Origin of the sequence: Nonomuraea thailandensis, assembly GCF_024172165.1 — a bacterium.
Taxonomy (GTDB): domain Bacteria; phylum Actinomycetota; class Actinomycetes; order Streptosporangiales; family Streptosporangiaceae; genus Nonomuraea; species Nonomuraea thailandensis.
Genome location: NZ_JAMZEB010000002.1, coordinates 11,193,641 through 11,211,964, shown reverse-complemented (window position 1 = coordinate 11,211,964; position 18,324 = coordinate 11,193,641). Strand labels below are relative to the sequence as shown.

Here is an 18,324-nt window from a genome sequence, read left to right as displayed (position 1 = left end):
GCACCTCCGAGCCCGCGCTACGCGCGCTTCCCCACGCGCGGAGCGGGCGGTATCGGGATGGTCAGTGGGATCTGCCGGTAGGGCGGCCCGATGCCGCCTCAGTGGTCATCGGCGGTGGCGCTCTCACCGGCTGGGGATGCGCCGACCGGGTGGATCGGCTCCTCAACCGAAGCCGGGCAGGCCGGATCGGGATGGTCGTGCGAGGCTGCGTGCATCGCGGCGGCGATCGGCGCGGCGGTGCGGGCGCGCTGGCGCTCCTCCAGCTCGGCCCGTAGAAGGGATCCGAACCGCTCGGACACGTTCCGCATGTGCCAGGCCAGGTGGAGCGCGGCCTGCAATCGTGTGTCATCGGCGTCGCGGGGCACGCCGACCATGAGGCCGGCCACCCACAGGATCAGCGCAGCCTCCGACGCCTCGACCTTGATCGCGTCCGGTGTCATGTGCCGCTCAGCGGCGTAGACCCCGACAGGGAAGGCATCGGCGGGCAGACGCAGGTGATCGGAAGAGTTCATGCGGCGTACCCCCGCCCGGCCAGGTTCCGGAAGATGCTGGTCTGCCGTACGAGCAGGAGGGAGAGCTTGTCGGGGGTTTCGGCCTGAACGGTCCGGGCTAGCCCGTGGTTGAGCTGGTAGTCGGTCAGCTCCCCGGGGCGGGTGGCGTAGCAGCGCGGGGCGAAGTCGCCGTCGCCGCGGCTGGTCCAGATGGACCAGCCGGGATATGCGCTCTGGAGCTCGGCCAGCGGTTCGGGCAGGGCCTGACCAGGCTTAGGGTGGATCATCGGGTGCTCCCTTCGGGGAGTGATGCCGGTGCTGGAACTGGTTGGTGCCACGGGCGGCCCCCCGAGAGCCGCCCGTGGACGGGACTACGGGGTGATCCCGTCGCCTGTCGCGTTACGGCGATCGAGCTCCGCCTGGGCAGCCTCGAACGCGTCGGCCGCCACGCGGAGTTCAACTGACACCTGGTCTCGGCTCCGGGGCTGCGAGGCGCGAGTGAGCCACTCCACCTCACTCAGCGCACGCAGATGCCGGACCAGCGCCACCAGGGCCGCCTGCGCGATGTCCGACTGCGGGGACGCATGCCGCAGGGCGCGGTGCACCTCAGAGCGGACCACCCGAGCGTGAGGCAGGCCGGCCACCAGGTCAGCGGCCCGCCGCAGGACAGCCGGGATGGAGCCGGTAGTGATCGTCGCGGCCATCATCCGACTCCCTCCGTGCGAGGGCTGGTCTGGGTGTCGAGCACGGCCTGCACGTCATCACGGCGGTAGAGGCGGTGGCCGCCGGGCGTGCGCACCGAGCCGATCCGGCCGGCCGCCGCCCACCGGGTGACGGTCTTGGGACCAACGCGGAACAGCTGCGCCACCTCGGCGGGGGTCATCAGCTCCGGCGTGCCGGACGGCAGCTGATACGGCTCAGGCATCGTGAACCTCCAGGTCTACGTAGCGGCGCACGTGCTCGGGCCTCTCGGCGGCCAGCTGGCGCGAGATCCGGTCGATGTGCCAGCCCGGCATCGTCTCGGCGGCGGCCTCCAGCACCTGGCGGACCTGCTCGACGACTGCGGCGGGCCCTACGATGCGGATCTGGGTCATGCGCACCGGTTGGGGCCTGCGCTGGCTGCTGTAGCGGCCTCGCTCGGTCACCGGCCCTCCTCTTTGACCTGGCCGTACCAGCTCAGAAGCTCACCCATGGGCGAGCAGAGCCGTTCGACCACGGCCGGGTCGACTTCGGCGCTCAGGTAGCGGGCGAACTGGTGGGCTTCCTGCTCGTCGGTGAACGGGCCGTACGGCATGCGCTGCTCGACGAGGCGGACGATCCACATCACGACGCCTCACTCCCGGCCGCGCTACCCGGCTGGCGGACCGGGGGCCAGCCGGCCTCGTCCTGGTCGAGCGGCGGCGCGATCGCGCCCTGTTCGTCGGCCGAAGGCGGGGGCGGCTCGATCTCGGGGCGTCCACCCGCGGGGACGCTCGTGAGAGGGACGGCCAGGCGCTCCATGACGTCGAGCTGGTCGTCGATCTTCAGCAGCTCACGGATCTCCGGCGACGTCGGAACGCGCTTGTTCAGGCGCCTGACCGGGGACTTGAGCCACATGGCGTCGAAGTCGGTGTGCCAGGTGGAGTTGTACTTGCCCCAGTGCGGATTCTTCGCGAACTCGCCGGGGTTCTGGCGGCGGTTGCGTTCGGCCAGCTGGTACGCCTTGGAGCGGGTGTCGCGGATCTCCTCGGCCTCTCGCCGGTTGAGGAACATGATCTGGGAGCGTCCGCCGGTCTTCATCCAGCAGAAGGCGTAGGCCAGGATCTTGTTGCCGTCGTGCCGGTTGATCAGGTCGACCTCGTGCTCGAAGTCGTCCGGGGGCCGCTGGGCCTGGTTGTAGCGCCACTGGTCGGTGTCGTGGATGTGGTCGAAGACGACCGACTCGACCATCCCCGAGCGGTACATCAGCTCGATGTAGCCCATGTACATGGGCACGAAGGTCGCGGTCTTGCCGTAGGGGACGACGGCCGCGTGCACGCCGTCGGGGTCCAGGCCGAACCTGGCGCACTGCATCAGCGCCATCATCAGCGACTCCGGCGTGCACTCCTGCAGCTTCTCGGTCTTGTACATCGCGGTGAGCGCGGCCTGGATGAACTGGGACTCGTCGATGTGACGGGGCAGCGCGTCGGCGAAGTACGAGCGTCGCTCGTTCAGCCAGCGCAGCCACGTGTCCCGCTGGGCCAGGTCCACCACCTCGGCCATGGGCTCGGGTGCGGACTCCTGCTGCTTAGCGACGGCCTGGCCGCCGGCCTGCTGGGCGACGCGAGCGGCCAGGGTGCCCTTGTTGTTGGTCATGCTGCCTTCTTCCGGGGCTTGGCGGGGCGGATGACGCGGGCGCGGTGAGCGCGGTACTCGTCGGGGTGCTGCTCCTTGACGGCCTCCACGTCGAGCACCGAGACGGTCTTACGGAGCCGCGCGGCGATCTCCGGGTGGGCCTCCTCGAACCGCTTGTTGGCGAAGACGCCGTTCTTCTTCGCGGTGTAGAGGATCTGGTTGTTGGCCTGGGCGATCTCGGCGTCGCCGAGCTCGGCCGTCAGCTGGTTGTCGATCTCGGAGAGCTGCTGCTCGCGCTCCTTGACCTCGGCCTTGAGCCGGTCACGCTCGGCCAGCAGCGGCGTGATCTTGGCGGGGTCGAGCTCGCGGATCGCGTCGGGGTGCACGTCGAATAGGTGCGCCAGCAGTTCGGTCGTGGCGTCCGAGCCGTCGATCGGCGGCGGGTCGCCGTCGAGCACGCGCTTCATGAACCGCTCGCCGGCTTCGACGAGATGGCTGAGCAGCTGCTCGTCGCGGTCGATGCGGACGTGCCGGAACTTGTTGCCGCCGATCAGCGCGGCGAGGTGGCCGTGGCTGTAGCCGGACACCCCGATGCCCCAGTGGACCTGGAGAGCGGGCTCGTCCGGGACGCCGTCGCGCCAGTCCTCGAACTGGTACTCCGACCGGTTCTTGCACTCCACGAAGCACGGCCCGTCGTCGCAGCCCTCCACGCGCCGGTCGAGGTTGACGAGCATCCACGCCCGATCGACATGCTGGAGCGTGCCAATCGGCTCGACCCAGGTGCCGGTCATCCGTGCGAACCGGGAGGCGATGAACTCCTCCAGATCGCTGCCGATGTCGGCGGCCTCCTCCAGCCACGCGGGCCGGGGCAGGGGCGGCAGCTCGCCGCGCTTCTCCAGGTACAGCTTGATCGGCGAGGTGTGCCGGTGCATGCCGAGCACCGCGGCGATGTCGCTGCCGCCGATCCCGGCCAGCCGGTTGGCGAGGAACTCCTCACGCGGCAGGCCGGCCGGCGCGATCAGGCGGCCGGTGGGAGTGACAAGCGGCAGGCCGGACATCTTTGTGGCGGTCATCGGAACGCCTCCGGTCCGGTCGCGCCCGGCCCTGCACCCTGATCGGCCTGTTCAGTCCACGGGCCGAAGGTGAGGGTGCGAGTGACGATGGCCGCGTCCACCTCGGGGCACAGCGGCGAGCCCTCCTGCATGGCGCGAACCTGCTGCAGGACTCTCGCGGCGGTGTGGAGGCTGCACAGCTTGTACTTGGTGCGGCGCTTGAGCTTGGGGTCGCCCGCGACGCGGCCGATCTCGGTGTAGCGGATGCCGTACTCGATGACCGTGTGGCCAGGCGACGCGGGCACCTCGTGCTTGTTGCTCACTGAGCACCGTCCTCGCGCAGGCAGCCCGGCCGCCACGCTGACGGTGTTGTCGCCACTGCGTGGGCCCTCCGTGTTCAGGTGCAGGTCGGTCATCGCGCACCCGCCACGGTGTCGAGGTCGGGGCGGGCGGACAGCTCGGCCAGGTCAGGCCCGTCGAGGGGAATAAGCCGCCAGACCTTCACCTTCTGGCCGAGCCAGGTCCCCTCGACAGCGAGCATGCGCTGCTCCCCGTTGTGAGCCTTGACGGTCCACCGGGCGTCGTCGAGCTGAGCGGCCCACTGGTGGAGGTTGATGCAGATCAGATCGAGGGAGCCCGGGCCGGCGGGCAGGATCTCGATCACGAACTCGTTCGTGACGCGCATTGAAAAACGTGTCGGGCACGGGGTAGGTGAACAGGTTGGCGGCGGCGGCCAGGGCGATCTGCAGGCGGTGGCGCCGAGTGGGTGCGGTCATCGGGCACCGTCCTGCGTCAGCTCGGTCTCCCAGCGCTGCGTCGCGGCGGCGCGTTCGGCGTCGGTCACGCAGCATCCGAAGTTCGGTGAATGGCCGGTCCTGGCGCGGTGCTGGTTAGCGGTCTCGTCCTGGTCGCCCTGGGCGAGCTCGGCCGCCCTGGCGGCCTGGCGGGCCTGCTCGATCAGCGCGCGGGCCCGGTCGTTAACGACGCGCTCGGCGTAGCTCCAGACGGGGTCGGCGGCGCGGTCGTCAGCGTCGGCCGGGGCCAAGTGCAGTTCGCCCGCCAGGAGCGCGGCGTACAAGGCGTGGTGCAGAACCGCGCCATCAGGGCCGGTACGCACAGCGGCCAGGTGCGCGAGCGTGGCCAGCGTGCGGTCGGCGACCTCGACGGAGGTCAGGAGGTCGTTCGCGGGCCGGCTTCCGGCCACGGAACGGGTACCGTTGGTCATGAGACTCTGCGTCCCTTCTGGTGGTTGCGGGTCGTTTGGCGAGGTCCAGCGGGCGAGGCTGGGCCTCGCTGCTTTTCAGCAGGTAGCGATCTCGGGCTGCCTGGTCAGGCAGACGACTTGGTGCGGTTGCGGCGCGGGCGGCTCACGGCCTGGTGGTGGCGTTCTCCGAGGGTGGGGCGCGTGTCCCTGAGGGCGCGTTCGAGGTACTCGTCGAGGTGCTGGCGGGAGATGCGGCGGTTTCCGCGGATGCGGTAGGAGTCCAGCTCGCCGCTGTTGATCAGCTGGTAGACGGTCCTGAGGGAGACGTTCATGATCGTTGCGGCCTCGGGGAGCTTGAGCAGTTCGGGCTCAAGCTGAGGCGAGGCCTTGCTCTCGCTGCTCATGAGCAGATCCTATGCGTAATTCTGCGTAGCACAAGTAGGTGAAGCGGAATTTTTAATCAACATGGCTACCGAGTTGCCTTGGCAGCCTGCTGTTACCGGCAAGGAGGGGTGGCGACGCGCCAGTGCGCTGTTACGTTTACGCGGGAAGGTGCAGATTTCTGCGTCACTCTGAAAGGGTGAGATATGGGGCCGGGTGGGGCACCCCCAGAGGCCGAGCTGATCCGCGAGAGGCGGGAGGCGATGATCCCTCGCCTGTCGCACCGCGCCGCCGCCGTACGTGCCGCCAAGCTGGGCAACACCAGTTTCAGCACGGCTACCTGGCAGAAGATCGAGAAGGGCGAGTACTCGGGCGGCGCCGACCGCATCACCCTGATGGCGATGGTCGTCGGCATCACCCCGGAGGACCTCGAGGACGTGGGCCGGCCGGACGCAGCACGGATGCTGCGGACGGAGATCGAGCGACGCGCGGCGCAGGAGCCGTTGCTCCGCGAGGTCGAACGCGAGACCACCTCCGAGGCGGTTATGCAGCTGCTACTTCAAGGCCTGGAGGAGATCCGCTCCGAGCCGCGACTGGACGCGGCACAGAAGGCGGAGCTGGAGCGTCAGCTCATCCGCTCACAGCTCGCGCATCTGCGAGGCCAAATGGAGCAGATACGCACGACATTGGACATCAAGGAACGCGTGTCGCACGATAACGGGCATTAGCCTCAATCCATGATGACCGGCGCACATTGTGCACCATTCATAACGCTTCCGCATCGAAGCTCCACATAACTAATCGTGCAATTCTCACGATGCAACGCTGTGGCTCTACGGGCATGGGGGAAGTACCAACGAAAGGTTCGCGAGCACACATGCGACGCATCATGACAACGGTGGTCCTGAGCACGATCTGTTGGAACGTTGCAGGGGCTCTCCTTATCTATATGCACCTGAACGGCCCGAACTACGTGGCCGGGATGTGGTTCATGACCGCTCTCGCCGTCGCCGCCACCGCCACCCTGGCCGGCTGCATCAACAGACGAGACCAGCCCATCGGCATCTCCTACGACCTGGGCTGGCAGCAGGGCTACCGCACGGCCGAGCAAAAGTACCTCGCCCTCCTCACCCAATGGAAAGGCATTCATGGCAAAACAGAATCGCCGTCAGAAAGGTGAAGGCTCACTCCACCAGCGCAAAGACGGCCGCTGGGTCGCCATCGTCTTCCTCGGCTACAAGGCCGACGGGAAAATGGATCGCCGCTATTTCTACGGCGACAACCCCGACCAGGCGCTCGCCAAACGCGACGTCTTCATGGAGTCGCACAAGGCCGGCTTCACGCCCCCGACCGGCAAGGGCGACACCGTCGCCGAGCACCTGATCCACTGGCTGTACCACGTAATCCGGCCGAAGGTCCGCGCGACCACCTGGCACCAGTCCTACAAGCCGAAGGTCCTCAACCACCTCGTGCCCCGCCTCGGCCGGCCCAGGCTGAAGGACCTGGCCGAGGAGGACGTCGAGCGGTTTCTGACCGATATGAAGGCCGACGGCTACTCCCCCGCCCAGATTCTGGCGTGCTTCCGGCTGCTGTCCCAGGCGCTGAAGCACGCCGTGCGGCGCAAGCTGATCGGCCGCAACGTGTGTGACTTCGTCGACCCGCCGGCGCAGAGCGCCGAGGAACCGCTGCCGCCCGAGCGCGACGAGGCGGCGATCCTGCTGGAGGCGCTGGAGCGGCGTCGCAACGGCGTCCGCTGGCAGACCGCGCTCGCCGTCGGCCCGCGCCGCGGCGAGACGCTGGGCCTGACCTGGCCGTTGATCGACCTGACGGACCTGGACGCGGCGACCATCCGCATCGCGTGGGAGCTCGTCCGGCTGCCGTGGCAGCACGGTTGCGAGGACGTCGCGGCGTGCACCGAGCGCCATCACGTCCGGGCCTGCCCGCCGGACTGCACCAAGGGCACGCGCAAGCAGGGCGGCCGGCCGCACGAGTGCCGGACGAAGGTGTGCCTGCCCGGGTGCGCCGGCGCCCATCAGGGCCGGTGCATCAAGAGGTTCTGCCCGCCGGACTGCGACCGGCACGCGAAGGTGTGCCCGGACAAGTGGGGCGGCGGCCTGGTGATGACCGAGCCGAAGTCGAAGAAGTCGAAGCGGACGGCGGTCATCCCTCGCCAGCTCGCCGAGCGGCTGCTGCTGCACCAGATGGCCCAGGCCGCCGAGCGCGAGCAGCCCGGGTGGGCCGGGTGGGGCCACGAGTCGCGCTCGCCGGCGAACCCGGACGGGTGCGAGCGCCGGCCGCGGCCGCGGGAGGTGGTGTGCCCGCGCTGCCAGAAGCCGATCCGGAAGGACGCGCTGGTGTTCACGCAGCCGAACGGGCTGCCTATCAACCCCAGCGAGGACTGGCGGGAGTGGCAGGCGCTGCTGGCCGAGCTCGGGCTGCCGCACTACCGGCCGCACGATGCGCGGCACTTCTCGGTCACGCTCCAGCTGGAGGAGGGCGTGGATCCGCGGGTGGTGTCGGACAACCACGGGCACTCCTCGGTGTCGTTCACTCAGGAGCGCTATCAGCACGTGACGGCGCGGCAGGAGTCGGAGGCTGCGAGGAAGGTTGGTGGCGCTCTGTGGCCGTCGAAGCCTGCGCGGGGTGACAGCAGCCGATGACAGCAGAGGGGATGCATCTGGGCGCACATTTGAGCATGATTACGCGTCGTGATTCTGCGCTCTACCTGCGGAGTACGCGAGATTACGCAGATGGGGATCATGAGGGTTTTCCGCAGAACCAACACTCCTAAAGCGGGTGCCGCAGGTTCGAATCCTGCCGGGGGCACTCACCTAGATCAGCATTTCAGGCCCCTGACCTGCGGTTTCACAGCCGCAGGTCTTTTGTTGTGCGCCCTTGATAGGCAGCAGGCGGTGCCAGCATGCAGCCGGACGACCATGATCAGGGGATATACACGGGATGATCTTGATAGCGTTTCCCCAGGTCAGACCGCACTGTAGGCCGCCGCGTTGCCCGGCACCCACTTCCGGCCACACGACATGGGGCGAACACAGCCAGTCTGATCGCGCCAAAGGCGTGCGTAACCCTGCTTGAAGTCCACATCACCGGCCCAGTACGCGGGCCGCTCCGGCGACAACGGTGGTCGCCAGCACCCAGCCAGCCGCGATCAGCCCGTACGAGAGCTACTGCGTCGCTCCTCCTGGGTTGAACGCCGACTGCTGGCCCAGATCGACAACGGGAAGCAGCAGATCAAGGGCATAGATCACGGCGTTGAAGTGCGGTGACTCGCCCGGCTTCAGCGAAGGCGGCGGCGACACCGAGGACCCAGCTTCGTCACACTGTGAGCATGAGCCGGAACGCACTGGACGCCATCTGCACGACGAAGTGGAGCCGAAACCGAACGCGGGCTATGGACCCAGGATGATTTCCCAGTGCATCCGCGGCGCAACGACCCACCTCGGCGAGTTTTGAGGTCATCCACGAGATCGTGAACACTTCCACACAAGGCGAGATATGCCCACCAGCGGGGCCCGGGTCACAGGAGGCGGGTGCGGATGAAGTCCGGCAGGTCGTCGTTGTGCAGGCGCTCGTCCAGGAGGTCCAGCTCGTGCTCGTCCAGGTCGTCGGTATCCACGATGCCTGGATCATCGTCGAACGGGGTCGCCTTGCTGGTGCCGTCCAGATGCGGGGCCGCGCTGCTCATGGGGTCGGCCAGGTGCGAGGCCAGTGCGGCGACCGGCGTGTCCGGCAGGTCCGGCTCCTCACCCGTGACCCAGGCGAGGGCCGCCTGTCCCGCCGCGGGGATGTTGAGTAGGCCGCCGTGCACGCCGCGCACGTACCAGGTTCTGACGTCGCCGAGCTGTGCCGAGGCGAGCGGCACCCGCCCGTCGCCCTCGCGATGCGGATCGCCTGGGACGCGCTTCTTCGTCAGCGAGGCGCCTCTGCCCCGGCCGAGGGCCCTGTCCCTGAGCTCCACCCGGAAGATCGTCTGGTAGCCGACGCCGGCGATCACGGCCATCCTGTCGCGTAGTTCCTGCGGAAGCTCGTGGTGCCAGGAGGCGAGGCGGCGGTGCTGACCGGCGGCGGCGTCGAGGATCGTCTGCAGCCGGTGCTCGCCGGCCGGGTCCAGGTCCAGCTCCCAGGCTCCCGCCGTGTAAAAGTCGAAGTTCGCGCAAGGGTGTTCGTACGGACCCGCAGCCCCGGGATAGATGTCCGCCGGTGCGGGAAGCAGGCTCAGAACGCCCCAGAGCGAACGGAAGGTCTCGCGGGACAGATAGCGGCCGAGCAACGCCATCGCGTCGAACCCGCCGAGATGTTTCTTCAGGTAGCGGGCGATCACCGGAGACCCGTAGTGCGGCGTGCCGACGAAGACCAGCCGGTCGATGTGCCGCCAGAGCTCCTCGCCGTACAGGTACAGTGCCACTCTGACCTGGAGACCGCCCATGCTGTGGGCGATCACGTGCACGGGACGGTCGTGGTTGCGGGCCGACAGGCCCGTCACCAGGTCACGGAAGCGGGCGGCGGAGTAGGACAGGGGTTTGCGCCAGTCGTAGGGGAACAGCACGTGCCCGACGTCGTCGCGGGTGAGGATCGAGGCCAGGAACGGCTCGTACGAAGGGTCGGCCGCGACCGGCTCCACGGCGTTGCCCGGATCGGCATCGGACTCCCCGTCGGGAGCGAGCCCCAGGTCGTCGATGTGCCGGCGAGTGCGCACGTCCACCCACCACAGGCCGCCCTTGGACGTGCTCGCCAGCAGGCTGCCCATGACGCCCGGCACGACCACGAGATCGCGGGGCGCAGCGGGACCCAGATGGCCGCCCTCGTCTCCGGCGAGACGGCGATACTCGGCGAAGGCGGCCTCGCCGAGGTGGACCCGCAGCACCGCGGCGTACTCGGGGCGCCGGCACAGGCCGAGCCGGGTCTGCGTGTCCGCCCGAAGAAACGAATCCAAGAGATATTCCATGGAGGTCTCCTCATCGACCGGCCCGCAGGGCCCGCACCTCGTTGTCATCTGCCATGAACAGTTCGTACTGGTTGACATAGCTGTAGAACAGGCCGCCGAGATTGGCGTACTGCAGCCAGAGGAACCGGCGGGCGTGGGCGACGGCCTCGCCCGCGGCCACCGGTCGGCCGTCCACCTGGCGGAAGAAGAAATGGAAGAACACCGCCGCGAACCGGCTGGCCAGACCGGTGGGGACCTTGGCCTCGGTGCCCAGGAAGGCCCGGCAGCCCCGCCGGAAGAAGGTGGACTGCAACTCGTTGGCGAAGTAGGGGTCGGCCGCCGAGGTCGTGCACGCGTTCGCGAACACCAGCGGGCTCTCCTCCAGGGGATCCGAGCCCAGCTCTGAGCGCCTGATCAGGTCGTCGTCCGCGAGGGAGCCGCCGAACCTCAGGACGGGATCCTCTCCCCTGCCGACGCTGCAGTGACAGTAGAAGTACAGGACGCGCAGGCCCTCCGGCGGGCGGTGCAGCAGCCGCAGCAGGGCGGCCCGCGGCGGCTCGCCTTCGCCCGGCACGACGAGCTGGCCGGGCCGGCCGGACAGCCGGCTCCGCTGCCATCCGGCCTCGGCCGCCACCTGGTCCGCTGGATGGCCGCCCTGGTAGAGGGCATGGACGACGCGTGGCATGGCCAGGCTTCCGAGCGCCTTGGAGGACGCGGAGGTCGGATAGGCCCAGTGGGCGAGTCGGAACCGCAGCGCGGCGAACCCCCAGGGATCCACCGGCTCGTCGGGCAGGGGCACGTCGGCGAGGTACATCAGCCCCCACGGCACGTTCGGTTGCCAGTTGCCACCCGCGGTGTCCAGCCACAGGATGGTCACCCGCTGTCCGAAAGGCGATCTGTCGAGCCACTCACGCTGGGTTGTGCTCCTGGGGAAGTAGGAGTCGTAGAGCGCGCGGCCCGCGACCGCCAACTCGCGCAGCTCTGGGCCGACCGCCATCAGCCGCCACTGCCGTTCGTGGGCCTCGCTCCAGCCGGTCGAGCCAAGCCAGCCCGAGTGCGCGGAGAAGTCGTGCAGACGCTGGACGAGGTCGTCCCTGTCGATGTCCTCCAGGTGATCGTTCCATCGGGTTCTGAGCTTCTCCAGGGCCTTACGCGCGTTGGCGATCGGGCCGGAAGTCTTCTGCGGAGGGACGCTCCACAGGACGTCCTTCTCGTCCTCGTGCTCGTCGTCGTTGAGCGAGATGTGCGCCCGGCCGTCGCCGACCACTATCCGTACGGACCCCGGAGCGGTCAGCCACTCCCTGCCGGGCCTGAGATTGGTGTGCGCTAGCGACGTGAGAGCAAGGTCCGCGCTGATCGCCGGTGCCGACCGCTTCGGTGGCCGCTTCGGTGGCCGCTTCGGTGGCCGCTTCGGTGGCCGCTTCGGTGGCCACTTGCCCCGACCGACGGCGGTCAGGCGGACGGTGAGTTTCCTGTAGATCTCGGTGCCCACGCGGACCAGGATGTCGAGTCGGCACTTCGTCGCCAAGGGGATCGCTTCGACAGTGACGGTCTCGCTGTCCGTATGCTCGGGAATGAGCAACTCGAAGCCGATACTCCAGACGCCGTTCGTCCCGTCCGGGGCGTTCCCGCCGGGCAACCTCACGGTACGGGAGCTGAGCCACCAGGAGGTCCGCAGCCCGCCGGGCGGCACGTCACCGATCACGGCGGCGGGATCGTCCACGAGATCGGCTCCGACCGGCTTGCCTACCCGTATGCGCAGGAGCTCCGGCTCGCCGACGCGAAGGACGGGCGGGATGTCCTCGCTCGCGCCCGCCCACACGGTGATCCTGCGCTCGCCGACCGGCTCTTCGGGCGTCGGCGGCTCTTCGAGCGTCGGCTGCGGCATTGTCTGGACTTCCTCCCGCCACACCTTCTCCTGAACTCTCTCCCACCGCGACTCCTGAGCCACACTCCCCAGGTACGCCCGTAACCAGCGCCGGGTCTCCGGATGGGCACGCAGCAGTATGAGCACCTCGTCAGCGTCGTCGTCGGTACCGCCTTCGAGGAGTGCCGCGAGCGTTCGATCCACCCGCGCGGCCATGTCGGCGTCGCCGAGGAGCCATGCCAGCTCGGGACGGATGAGCTCCGCCGCGCGCAGCACCTCACGCGTGTCCATCGGTATCATGGCTCCTCCTCGTCAGCCCCGACCTCGTCAGTCCCCGACCAGGGCGAAGGCGGCCCACTCGACCGGATCGCACACGTCCCGCCCAATCGGCTCTTCAAGTGCGTAGGACCGCCATAGCCGACGGGCCGCGGCTTCGGGCAAGGACGAGCCGTCGCGGAGGTAGTCGCACTTCTGTCCGTTGGTGGAGTCCCGCACCCACCGCTGGGCCTTGCGCAAGGACTCCGCTGGAGACAGCCCACCCGAGCTCAGGCCCTCGTGGAAACGCGCCATCAGCAGTGCCGTCGATCGCCCGGGAACCGCCCATGCCGAGGCCACCACGCCCGCGACCCCCGCCTGGATGAGCCCGCCAGCGAGCCCGACGACCTCGTCGGGCAGCTCAGCCCCGGTCGTGGCGGTCTCGCAGGCCGACAGCACGGCGAGCCGGGCGCCCGGGAGGCGGATCTTCAGCAGGTCCCGCAGCCGGAGCGGCCCGTCGGCCAGTGCCAGGGCGCTGTCCAGCGGCCGGCTGGGCTCGGAGCGCCCATGGCAGTTGAAGTGCACCACCGGATAGCGGGCGATGAGCTCCGTGACGGCCTTCCGGGTGGCCTCCTGCGCGGAGACGACCTCGCCGTCGGGCCCCAGGCCGTGGACGAGCGCGGTCTCGGTGGCCGACCATACGAGCCGCTCCTCCTTTCCGGCCGGTCCCGGCTCGCCGACGACCAGCATGGGGCCCGCCGGACGGCGCGCCGCGGCCTCGCGGGTGAACGCCACCGTCCTGGCGTTCAGCGCGTACGACGGCGTCGTCACGTCGAGCAGGTAGCGCCGACCGGTCGTCGCCGTAGGGTCGGGGACCCACGAGGCGTGCACGGGCAGCAGCCCCAGGTGCCCAGTGACCACCAGCCGCACCTTCTCGTGCCGCCCGAGCTCGTCCAGCATCGGCCCGAGGATCAGCTCCCCGAGCACGCCGGTGACCTTGCCGAGTACGGCGGGCCAGTTCCCGGCGTCCGCGTGACGCTGCTCGTAGGCGTGCCGGAACTCCGCGTACAGCTCGGCAACCACCTCGCGCGTGAGGCCCGGAAGCGGGTGGAGGCGAACGTCGAGCGCCGTTGATCGGCGGGTCCCGGGCGACGGCGGCACCAGCAGGCCCACTCCCCCGCCGAGTCCGGCCGAGAGGTACAGCAGCGGAGCGTCCGCCGCGGCCCGCCACAGGTCCGAGTCACGGACCGCGCGGAAGAGCCCGGCGAAGCCCCGCCGGCTCTTGACCTCGTTCACCACCCGCGTAAGAGCCACCTCGGCCTGCCCCACGCCGTCCGCCCGGGCTCCGGCGAAGCGCCGGGAGAGCGCGTGGATCTCCTCGATCGACGTCACCGGGGTACCGGACGCGTCACCGCCGGGCAGCCCGCGCATGCTGACAAGATCGATCGTGAATGACACCTGCCCGGAATCCGGGGTAGGCGGATGCGCCCGGTCCTCGGCGACGGCCTCCATCCACGCGTCCGCCGCCATGACGAAGCGCGCGTAGAGGCCGGCGTCAGCGCGCTTGAGCCGATCCAGGTCGACGCTCGTGACCGCGAGCACCGCCGAGGACAGGACCGACCTGCCACGCTCCAACGCGGTGACCGCCGCTCGCGGGTCTCCCGCCCGCACGTAGATCTCCGCCGCGTCCGCAGCCACATGCAGGGTCTGGCTCAGCCAGAACTCGCGCGCGGCGGCGGCCGGTTGCTCAGCGTACAGCCGCTGTGCGGCCCGCAACGAGAGGCCGGCCGCGCGGGTGGCCTGTTTCCAGTCCTCGGCGTCCGCGGCCAGCCCGGCCCACCACCTTGCCGCCTCCCAGCCCCACTTCAGGTTGCCGCGCAGGCCTTCCAGCGTGGCTCTGCGTAGGGCGGCCATCGCCGCGGCGCGGTCTTCCGGCCTGGAGCCTGCCTCGAAGCGGCGGTTCAGCAGGCGGGCGAGGACGTAGAGCATGACGGGTTCGTCGAATTGGCGGTATTCGTCGCGGGTGGCGGGATGGACCCGCGACACCGCGCGCCGCGCGTACTTGACAGCCTCATCCAGAGTCTCTGCCCGTCCGGTCCGCAGATGGCGTCTCTCCAGCAGCTCGGCGAGGCTCAGCAGCAGCCGCGGTGTCTTGGGGTCGCCTTCGTCCGCCGACGACAACTCTTGGGAGAGCCCTCCTGCGAGGTCATCCACCTCGTCCCTGTGCGGCCTGTACCTCGTAAGGCGTTCGACGGCCGCGAGCACGCCCATGAGCGCGGTCAGACGGTCATGGGAGCCGCGGGGCAGCGACCGAGCCGCCTCCTCGTACCAGCGCTGGGCGCGGACCAGGTCGGCAACGGCGGGGAAGCCGATCAGGTCGAATCGCATCGACAGCACATAGCCCAGACTCCCCGCCGCGGCTGCGTACCCTGGCCAGGACGGGTCGGCGCCCTGCACCGCGAGGTTCAGGTGGGTGATCGCGGCCTCCAGGTCTCCCAGGCCGCCGTTTCGCTGCGCGATGCGCATGAACTGGACGCCGGTCCAGGCCATCCACTGCCGCCGGTTGTCCTCCTCGTCGATCGAGTGCGCCCAACGCGAGCAGATTCTCGCGAGTTCCCGGCTCTCGGCGACGGTCGGTCCGAGGTCGATTCGGTCCCGTATGGACAGTGCCAACTCGCGCAGCAACGGTTCCCGATCCTCCGGCCGCTGCATTGCCAGCATCGTGTCGAGCAGGTTGACCGCCTCGTCCAGATCGGCGCTTGAAGGGCGCGAACGGTGACGCTGGCGCAGACGCTCCGCGAGCAAGCCGGTGACCGTGTGGAGACTGTCGGCGGGCACGCCCCGCGTATCCGAGAGCAGGGCACGCGCATCGGCGATGACCGCGTCGACATCCGCCTGCCTGCCGCCGATCTTCCAGAGGTCGTCACGGATCGACAGCACGTTGAGATCACGGCGGGCGCGTTCCCCGCTTCCTGGAGGGCTGGCAAGCGCCGTCGCCCGCATCATCCTCGCGGCGTCACGCAGGGCACCGGGCGAAGCCTGCCGGGACATGACCGCCGCGTGGTACTCGACGGGATACAGCTCGTCGTGGGAACCCACCCGCGCGGCGCGAACGCCCCAGCGCGCGACGAGACGGCGATCCCCGGCCCTGCCGCGGCCGCCCCACACCGCGACGGCCTCGTTGAAGGCATCGGCGACAACCTTGTTCCACAGAGGCGCGCCGCGCTCGGCCAGGCGATAGGCCTCCTCCCAGGAGGCGAGCGCGGCCCTGCCGTGAGCCGGGTCCCCGGTCCGCTCCCGCAGCCGAGCGAGGCACCAGCCGAGCATCGCGGTAGTGCCCGGCGTGTGCTCCCCGTCCGCGGGTTCGTCGCGGGCGGCGCGCTCGCAGGCCGCGACGAGCGTGCGCAGGTCGTCCAGATCACCGGTACGCCTGTAGCGCTGCTCCCGTAACGCGACGGCGTTGCGCAGGGCGGTCCTTCGCTCATCGTCGTTTGTGGCGAAGTCCGCACCCGCCTCGAATAGGGCGGCAGCGGCGTCCACGGCCTCCGGCGCGGCCTCTTCGGGTACGGGCAGGAGCAACGTTCCGGCCTGGCCGAGCAACGCCTCCGCAGGCGGGCCTGACGGCTTGCCGTAGAGCCTCTCGTACCGTTCCACCGCACTCACGAGGTCCTGCTCCCGGCCCTCCCGGATGTACCGGCGCAAGTACAGCACCGCGATCCTGTCGTGCAGTTGCCCCTCCACCGTGCCCGGCGACGGCGACGGCCAGGACGCGTCCGCCTCGGATACCAGGTCCTCGACAGTCTGATCGAGCCCGGAGGGCCAGGTGGAGCGCGCGACGTACTGGCACATCCTGTCGGCGTCCATGAGTAGTTCGACGGCCGGATGTCGGCCATGAGCAGGAACGTCTGACATCGGACTCCCGCGGCAAAGGCAATGGGCGGACCCCTCTTACGGAGTGTGCCACGCTGTCACAGATACGTGAGCGAAAGTGTGATCCTGCGTGCCTGCGACGATGGTGACCCGAGTCTTGGTCCTCCACTCAGTCGCCGGCGAACGTGACCTTCGTCTCGTTTGGGCCGTGTGCGCGGTCTTTGGTCGTTGCTCTCCCTAGCGAGGGTCCGCGGGTCCCCTCATAGGGCCGGGATCGGGTCCCGTCTATTCATCAGGCTGGCGGGCTCCAAACCCCTCGTTTCCAGGCTCGCATGTTCGCTGCGCCCTGTGCCAACACGCTCGTTAGAGCTCGTCCGCCTTCCGAGACCTCCGATAGGCGTTCAGGTGTAGCTCGCAACTGGACCAGCGTCGGCCGATGCTGTCAACGCCAGCGACCCTGGCGTCCGCGACCTGGCGTGTGCGCTGCACGACCACGTGCGACCCGCCGGGGACCTGCACGGGTACCGCGAGATCACGCAACGCCTCGGGGAGAACCCATGACCAGCACGTCGACGGACACGATCCTCTACGCTCAGAGCCGAGCCCTGGAACACGCTGCCGACCTGCCCGGCATCCGGCCTGTACGCATCCACGCGCTCGCCTTCCCCCTGCACGCCGCGGAACTCTCCGCGACCATCGAGGAACGCGGCCCGTTCGACCTCCTCGACCGATACGTCGGCCTCGCCATCGCCGAAGGCGGGTTCACCCGCCTCCAGGACATCGCCGTATTCCTTGGCGTCTCCGAGCACATGGTCGACCGTGTGTTGCGCTTCCTGGGCGGCATCGGCCACCTGCACGGCAGCGCCGATGCCCTCTCCCTCACCGAACGCGGCCTGCGGTCGGTTCGCGATGACCGCCGCTACACCGAGAAACAGGAGCGGCTGCGCCTGTACTTCGACGGCGTACGAGGCGGGCCGCTGCGCACCGCTCACTACGCCCACGGCGTCCGCATCCTGGACCGCGACGCCGCATACGCCCAACGGGCCATTCTCACCCGGGCACTGGCCTACGTAACGGCGACCCGCCGCACGATCTCAGAAGTGACAACGTTCCTCGAACGTGTCTGCCGCCAGCTCGAACCAGACACCGATGTCACTGTCGACGATCTGCACAAGCACGCCCGCAGGGTCGGATACGGCGCTCTCGACCTCAAGGAATGAGGCAGGAGTTTCAACGCCCTCGCCAGACACCATCCCGCCTTGTCCGCAGCTTCGCGCCGAACTTCTCACGCCGACCGAAGCAAGGGCGCCGAATCAATCTCTTGAATCACCACCCTCAGCGCCGCGACCAGGATGCCGTGAACGCCGCCCCTACCCTTCCACACAGTCCCCCTTGCTATGGATGGGACGGATCGGATGTACGAGCGAAGTCTCCTCAGATATGGTCCGATCGTGCGCCTTGGTGCGTCTTTGAGGGTAGCTGCCGCGGCACTGGCCTGTTTCGCGGTTCTTACGGGCTGCTCGGGAGAGCCGGAGCCACCACCGTTGGCCGAGACCACCAAGAAGCTCGTGAGCGATGGCGATGCGGTAGCAGCCTGGCTTGAGTCACGCGTGACTAGCCTGACGAAGGAGCGGGCGGACGACCCGGACCGGAACTCATCCTGCGAACCCGGTAAAGAGCGACGTTTTTACGTCGCCAAAGGCAACTTCGCGGACCCGTCCAAGGAGAGCCCAATTAACTTCATCGGGTTACTGAAAGTCGAACTTCTCAGCAGAGGCTATCATAACGAGGTCGTCGATAATCTGGATCTCTGGGAGGACGACACAAGCGTTGCGGTACTGGTCAATCCGGAAACTCGATTGACCTTTATACTGTTCGCCCGCTTGGAACCCAAGCCCAATATCGCGATCATCGGCAAGACCGATTGCTACTCGCGCCCCGACTGAGCC

20 protein-coding genes are annotated in these 18,324 nt (G+C 68.8%); 5 read left to right on the top strand and 15 right to left on the bottom strand.

What is annotated here, in order from left to right:
• Positions 1–98 precede the first annotated feature (98 nt).
• The 12 genes from HD597_RS56065 to HD597_RS56010 form a co-directional block, all read right to left on the bottom strand.
• Complete coding sequence (locus tag HD597_RS56065; RefSeq protein WP_253756531.1) at positions 99–512, bottom strand: hypothetical protein; 414 nt, start codon at positions 510–512, stop codon at positions 99–101.
• A complete protein-coding gene (locus HD597_RS56060) occupies positions 509–778 on the bottom strand; it encodes a hypothetical protein (RefSeq protein ID WP_253756529.1) in 270 nt (89 codons plus the stop codon). The genes HD597_RS56065 and HD597_RS56060 overlap by 4 nt, the downstream gene beginning before the upstream one ends.
• 84 nt (positions 779–862) lie before the next feature.
• Positions 863–1,195, bottom strand: a complete 333-nt coding sequence (locus tag HD597_RS56055; protein WP_253756527.1) for a hypothetical protein — start codon at positions 1,193–1,195, stop codon at positions 863–865.
• Positions 1,195–1,416, bottom strand: a complete 222-nt coding sequence (locus HD597_RS56050; RefSeq protein WP_276083277.1) for a BldC family transcriptional regulator — start codon at positions 1,414–1,416, stop codon at positions 1,195–1,197. The genes HD597_RS56055 and HD597_RS56050 overlap by 1 nt, the downstream gene beginning before the upstream one ends.
• The gene (locus HD597_RS56045; protein ID WP_253756526.1) at positions 1,409–1,636 is read right to left on the bottom strand and encodes a hypothetical protein; all 228 of its coding nucleotides are present in this window, start codon (positions 1,634–1,636) and stop codon (positions 1,409–1,411) included. Before HD597_RS56045 ends, HD597_RS56050 begins: the two co-directional genes overlap by 8 nt.
• Positions 1,633–1,815 (bottom strand): hypothetical protein, encoded by a 183-nt coding sequence (locus HD597_RS56040; RefSeq protein WP_253756524.1) that lies wholly within the window; start codon positions 1,813–1,815, stop codon positions 1,633–1,635. The genes HD597_RS56045 and HD597_RS56040 overlap by 4 nt, the downstream gene beginning before the upstream one ends.
• Entirely contained in the window at positions 1,815–2,825 is a 1,011-nt protein-coding gene (locus HD597_RS56035; RefSeq protein WP_253756522.1) for a recombinase RecT, read from the bottom strand. Before HD597_RS56035 ends, HD597_RS56040 begins: the two co-directional genes overlap by 1 nt.
• The gene (locus HD597_RS56030) at positions 2,822–3,877 is read right to left on the bottom strand and encodes a YqaJ viral recombinase family nuclease (RefSeq protein WP_253756520.1); all 1,056 of its coding nucleotides are present in this window, start codon (positions 3,875–3,877) and stop codon (positions 2,822–2,824) included. The genes HD597_RS56035 and HD597_RS56030 overlap by 4 nt, the downstream gene beginning before the upstream one ends.
• Positions 3,874–4,179 carry a hypothetical protein gene (locus HD597_RS56025; RefSeq protein ID WP_253756517.1) on the bottom strand — a complete coding sequence of 102 codons (306 nt, stop codon included), beginning with the start codon at positions 4,177–4,179 and terminating at the stop codon, positions 3,874–3,876. The genes HD597_RS56030 and HD597_RS56025 overlap by 4 nt, the downstream gene beginning before the upstream one ends.
• 89 nt (positions 4,180–4,268) lie before the next feature.
• Positions 4,269–4,541: a hypothetical protein gene (locus HD597_RS56020; RefSeq protein WP_253756515.1), complete on the bottom strand. Its 273-nt coding sequence runs from the start codon at positions 4,539–4,541 to the stop codon at positions 4,269–4,271.
• Positions 4,542–4,628: 87 nt separating this feature from the next.
• Positions 4,629–5,081: a hypothetical protein gene (locus HD597_RS56015; protein WP_253756513.1), complete on the bottom strand. Its 453-nt coding sequence runs from the start codon at positions 5,079–5,081 to the stop codon at positions 4,629–4,631.
• 104 nt (positions 5,082–5,185) lie between these two features.
• Positions 5,186–5,464 (bottom strand): helix-turn-helix domain-containing protein, encoded by a 279-nt coding sequence (locus HD597_RS56010; RefSeq protein ID WP_253756511.1) that lies wholly within the window; start codon positions 5,462–5,464, stop codon positions 5,186–5,188.
• Between the two features lie 240 nt (positions 5,465–5,704).
• On the opposite strand from HD597_RS56010, the gene HD597_RS56005 reads away from it, so the two are divergent.
• The 3 genes from HD597_RS56005 (at position 5,705) to HD597_RS55995 (ending at position 8,101) form a co-directional block, all read left to right on the top strand.
• Positions 5,705–6,169, top strand: coding sequence for a hypothetical protein (locus tag HD597_RS56005; RefSeq protein ID WP_253756509.1), 465 nt, complete (start codon positions 5,705–5,707; stop codon positions 6,167–6,169).
• Between the two features lie 149 nt (positions 6,170–6,318).
• Positions 6,319–6,621 carry a hypothetical protein gene (locus HD597_RS56000; RefSeq protein WP_253756507.1) on the top strand — a complete coding sequence of 101 codons (303 nt, stop codon included), beginning with the start codon at positions 6,319–6,321 and terminating at the stop codon, positions 6,619–6,621.
• Positions 6,590–8,101 carry a tyrosine-type recombinase/integrase gene (locus HD597_RS55995; RefSeq protein WP_253756505.1) on the top strand — a complete coding sequence of 504 codons (1,512 nt, stop codon included), beginning with the start codon at positions 6,590–6,592 and terminating at the stop codon, positions 8,099–8,101. Before HD597_RS56000 ends, HD597_RS55995 begins: the two co-directional genes overlap by 32 nt.
• A gap of 875 nt (positions 8,102–8,976) precedes the next feature.
• Here HD597_RS55995 and HD597_RS55990 read toward each other — a convergent pair.
• The 3 genes from HD597_RS55990 to HD597_RS55980 are packed head-to-tail and all read right to left on the bottom strand — an operon-like array spanning position 8,977 to position 16,417.
• Complete coding sequence (locus HD597_RS55990; RefSeq protein WP_253756503.1) at positions 8,977–10,392, bottom strand: lipase/acyltransferase domain-containing protein; 1,416 nt, start codon at positions 10,390–10,392, stop codon at positions 8,977–8,979.
• A gap of 22 nt (positions 10,393–10,414) precedes the next feature.
• On the bottom strand, positions 10,415–12,541 hold the full coding sequence (locus HD597_RS55985; protein WP_253756501.1) for a CHAT domain-containing protein: 2,127 nt from the start codon (positions 12,539–12,541) through the stop codon (positions 10,415–10,417).
• Between the two features lie 36 nt (positions 12,542–12,577).
• On the bottom strand, positions 12,578–16,417 hold the full coding sequence (locus tag HD597_RS55980) for a CHAT domain-containing protein (RefSeq protein ID WP_253756499.1): 3,840 nt from the start codon (positions 16,415–16,417) through the stop codon (positions 12,578–12,580).
• Between the two features lie 515 nt (positions 16,418–16,932).
• Between HD597_RS55980 and HD597_RS55975 the strand changes: the two genes are divergently transcribed.
• On the top strand, positions 16,933–17,595 hold the full coding sequence (locus HD597_RS55975) for a hypothetical protein (protein ID WP_253756498.1): 663 nt from the start codon (positions 16,933–16,935) through the stop codon (positions 17,593–17,595).
• Between the two features lie 231 nt (positions 17,596–17,826).
• Positions 17,827–18,321 carry a hypothetical protein gene (locus HD597_RS55970; protein WP_253756496.1) on the top strand — a complete coding sequence of 165 codons (495 nt, stop codon included), beginning with the start codon at positions 17,827–17,829 and terminating at the stop codon, positions 18,319–18,321.
• Positions 18,322–18,324: the final 3 nt, after the last annotated feature.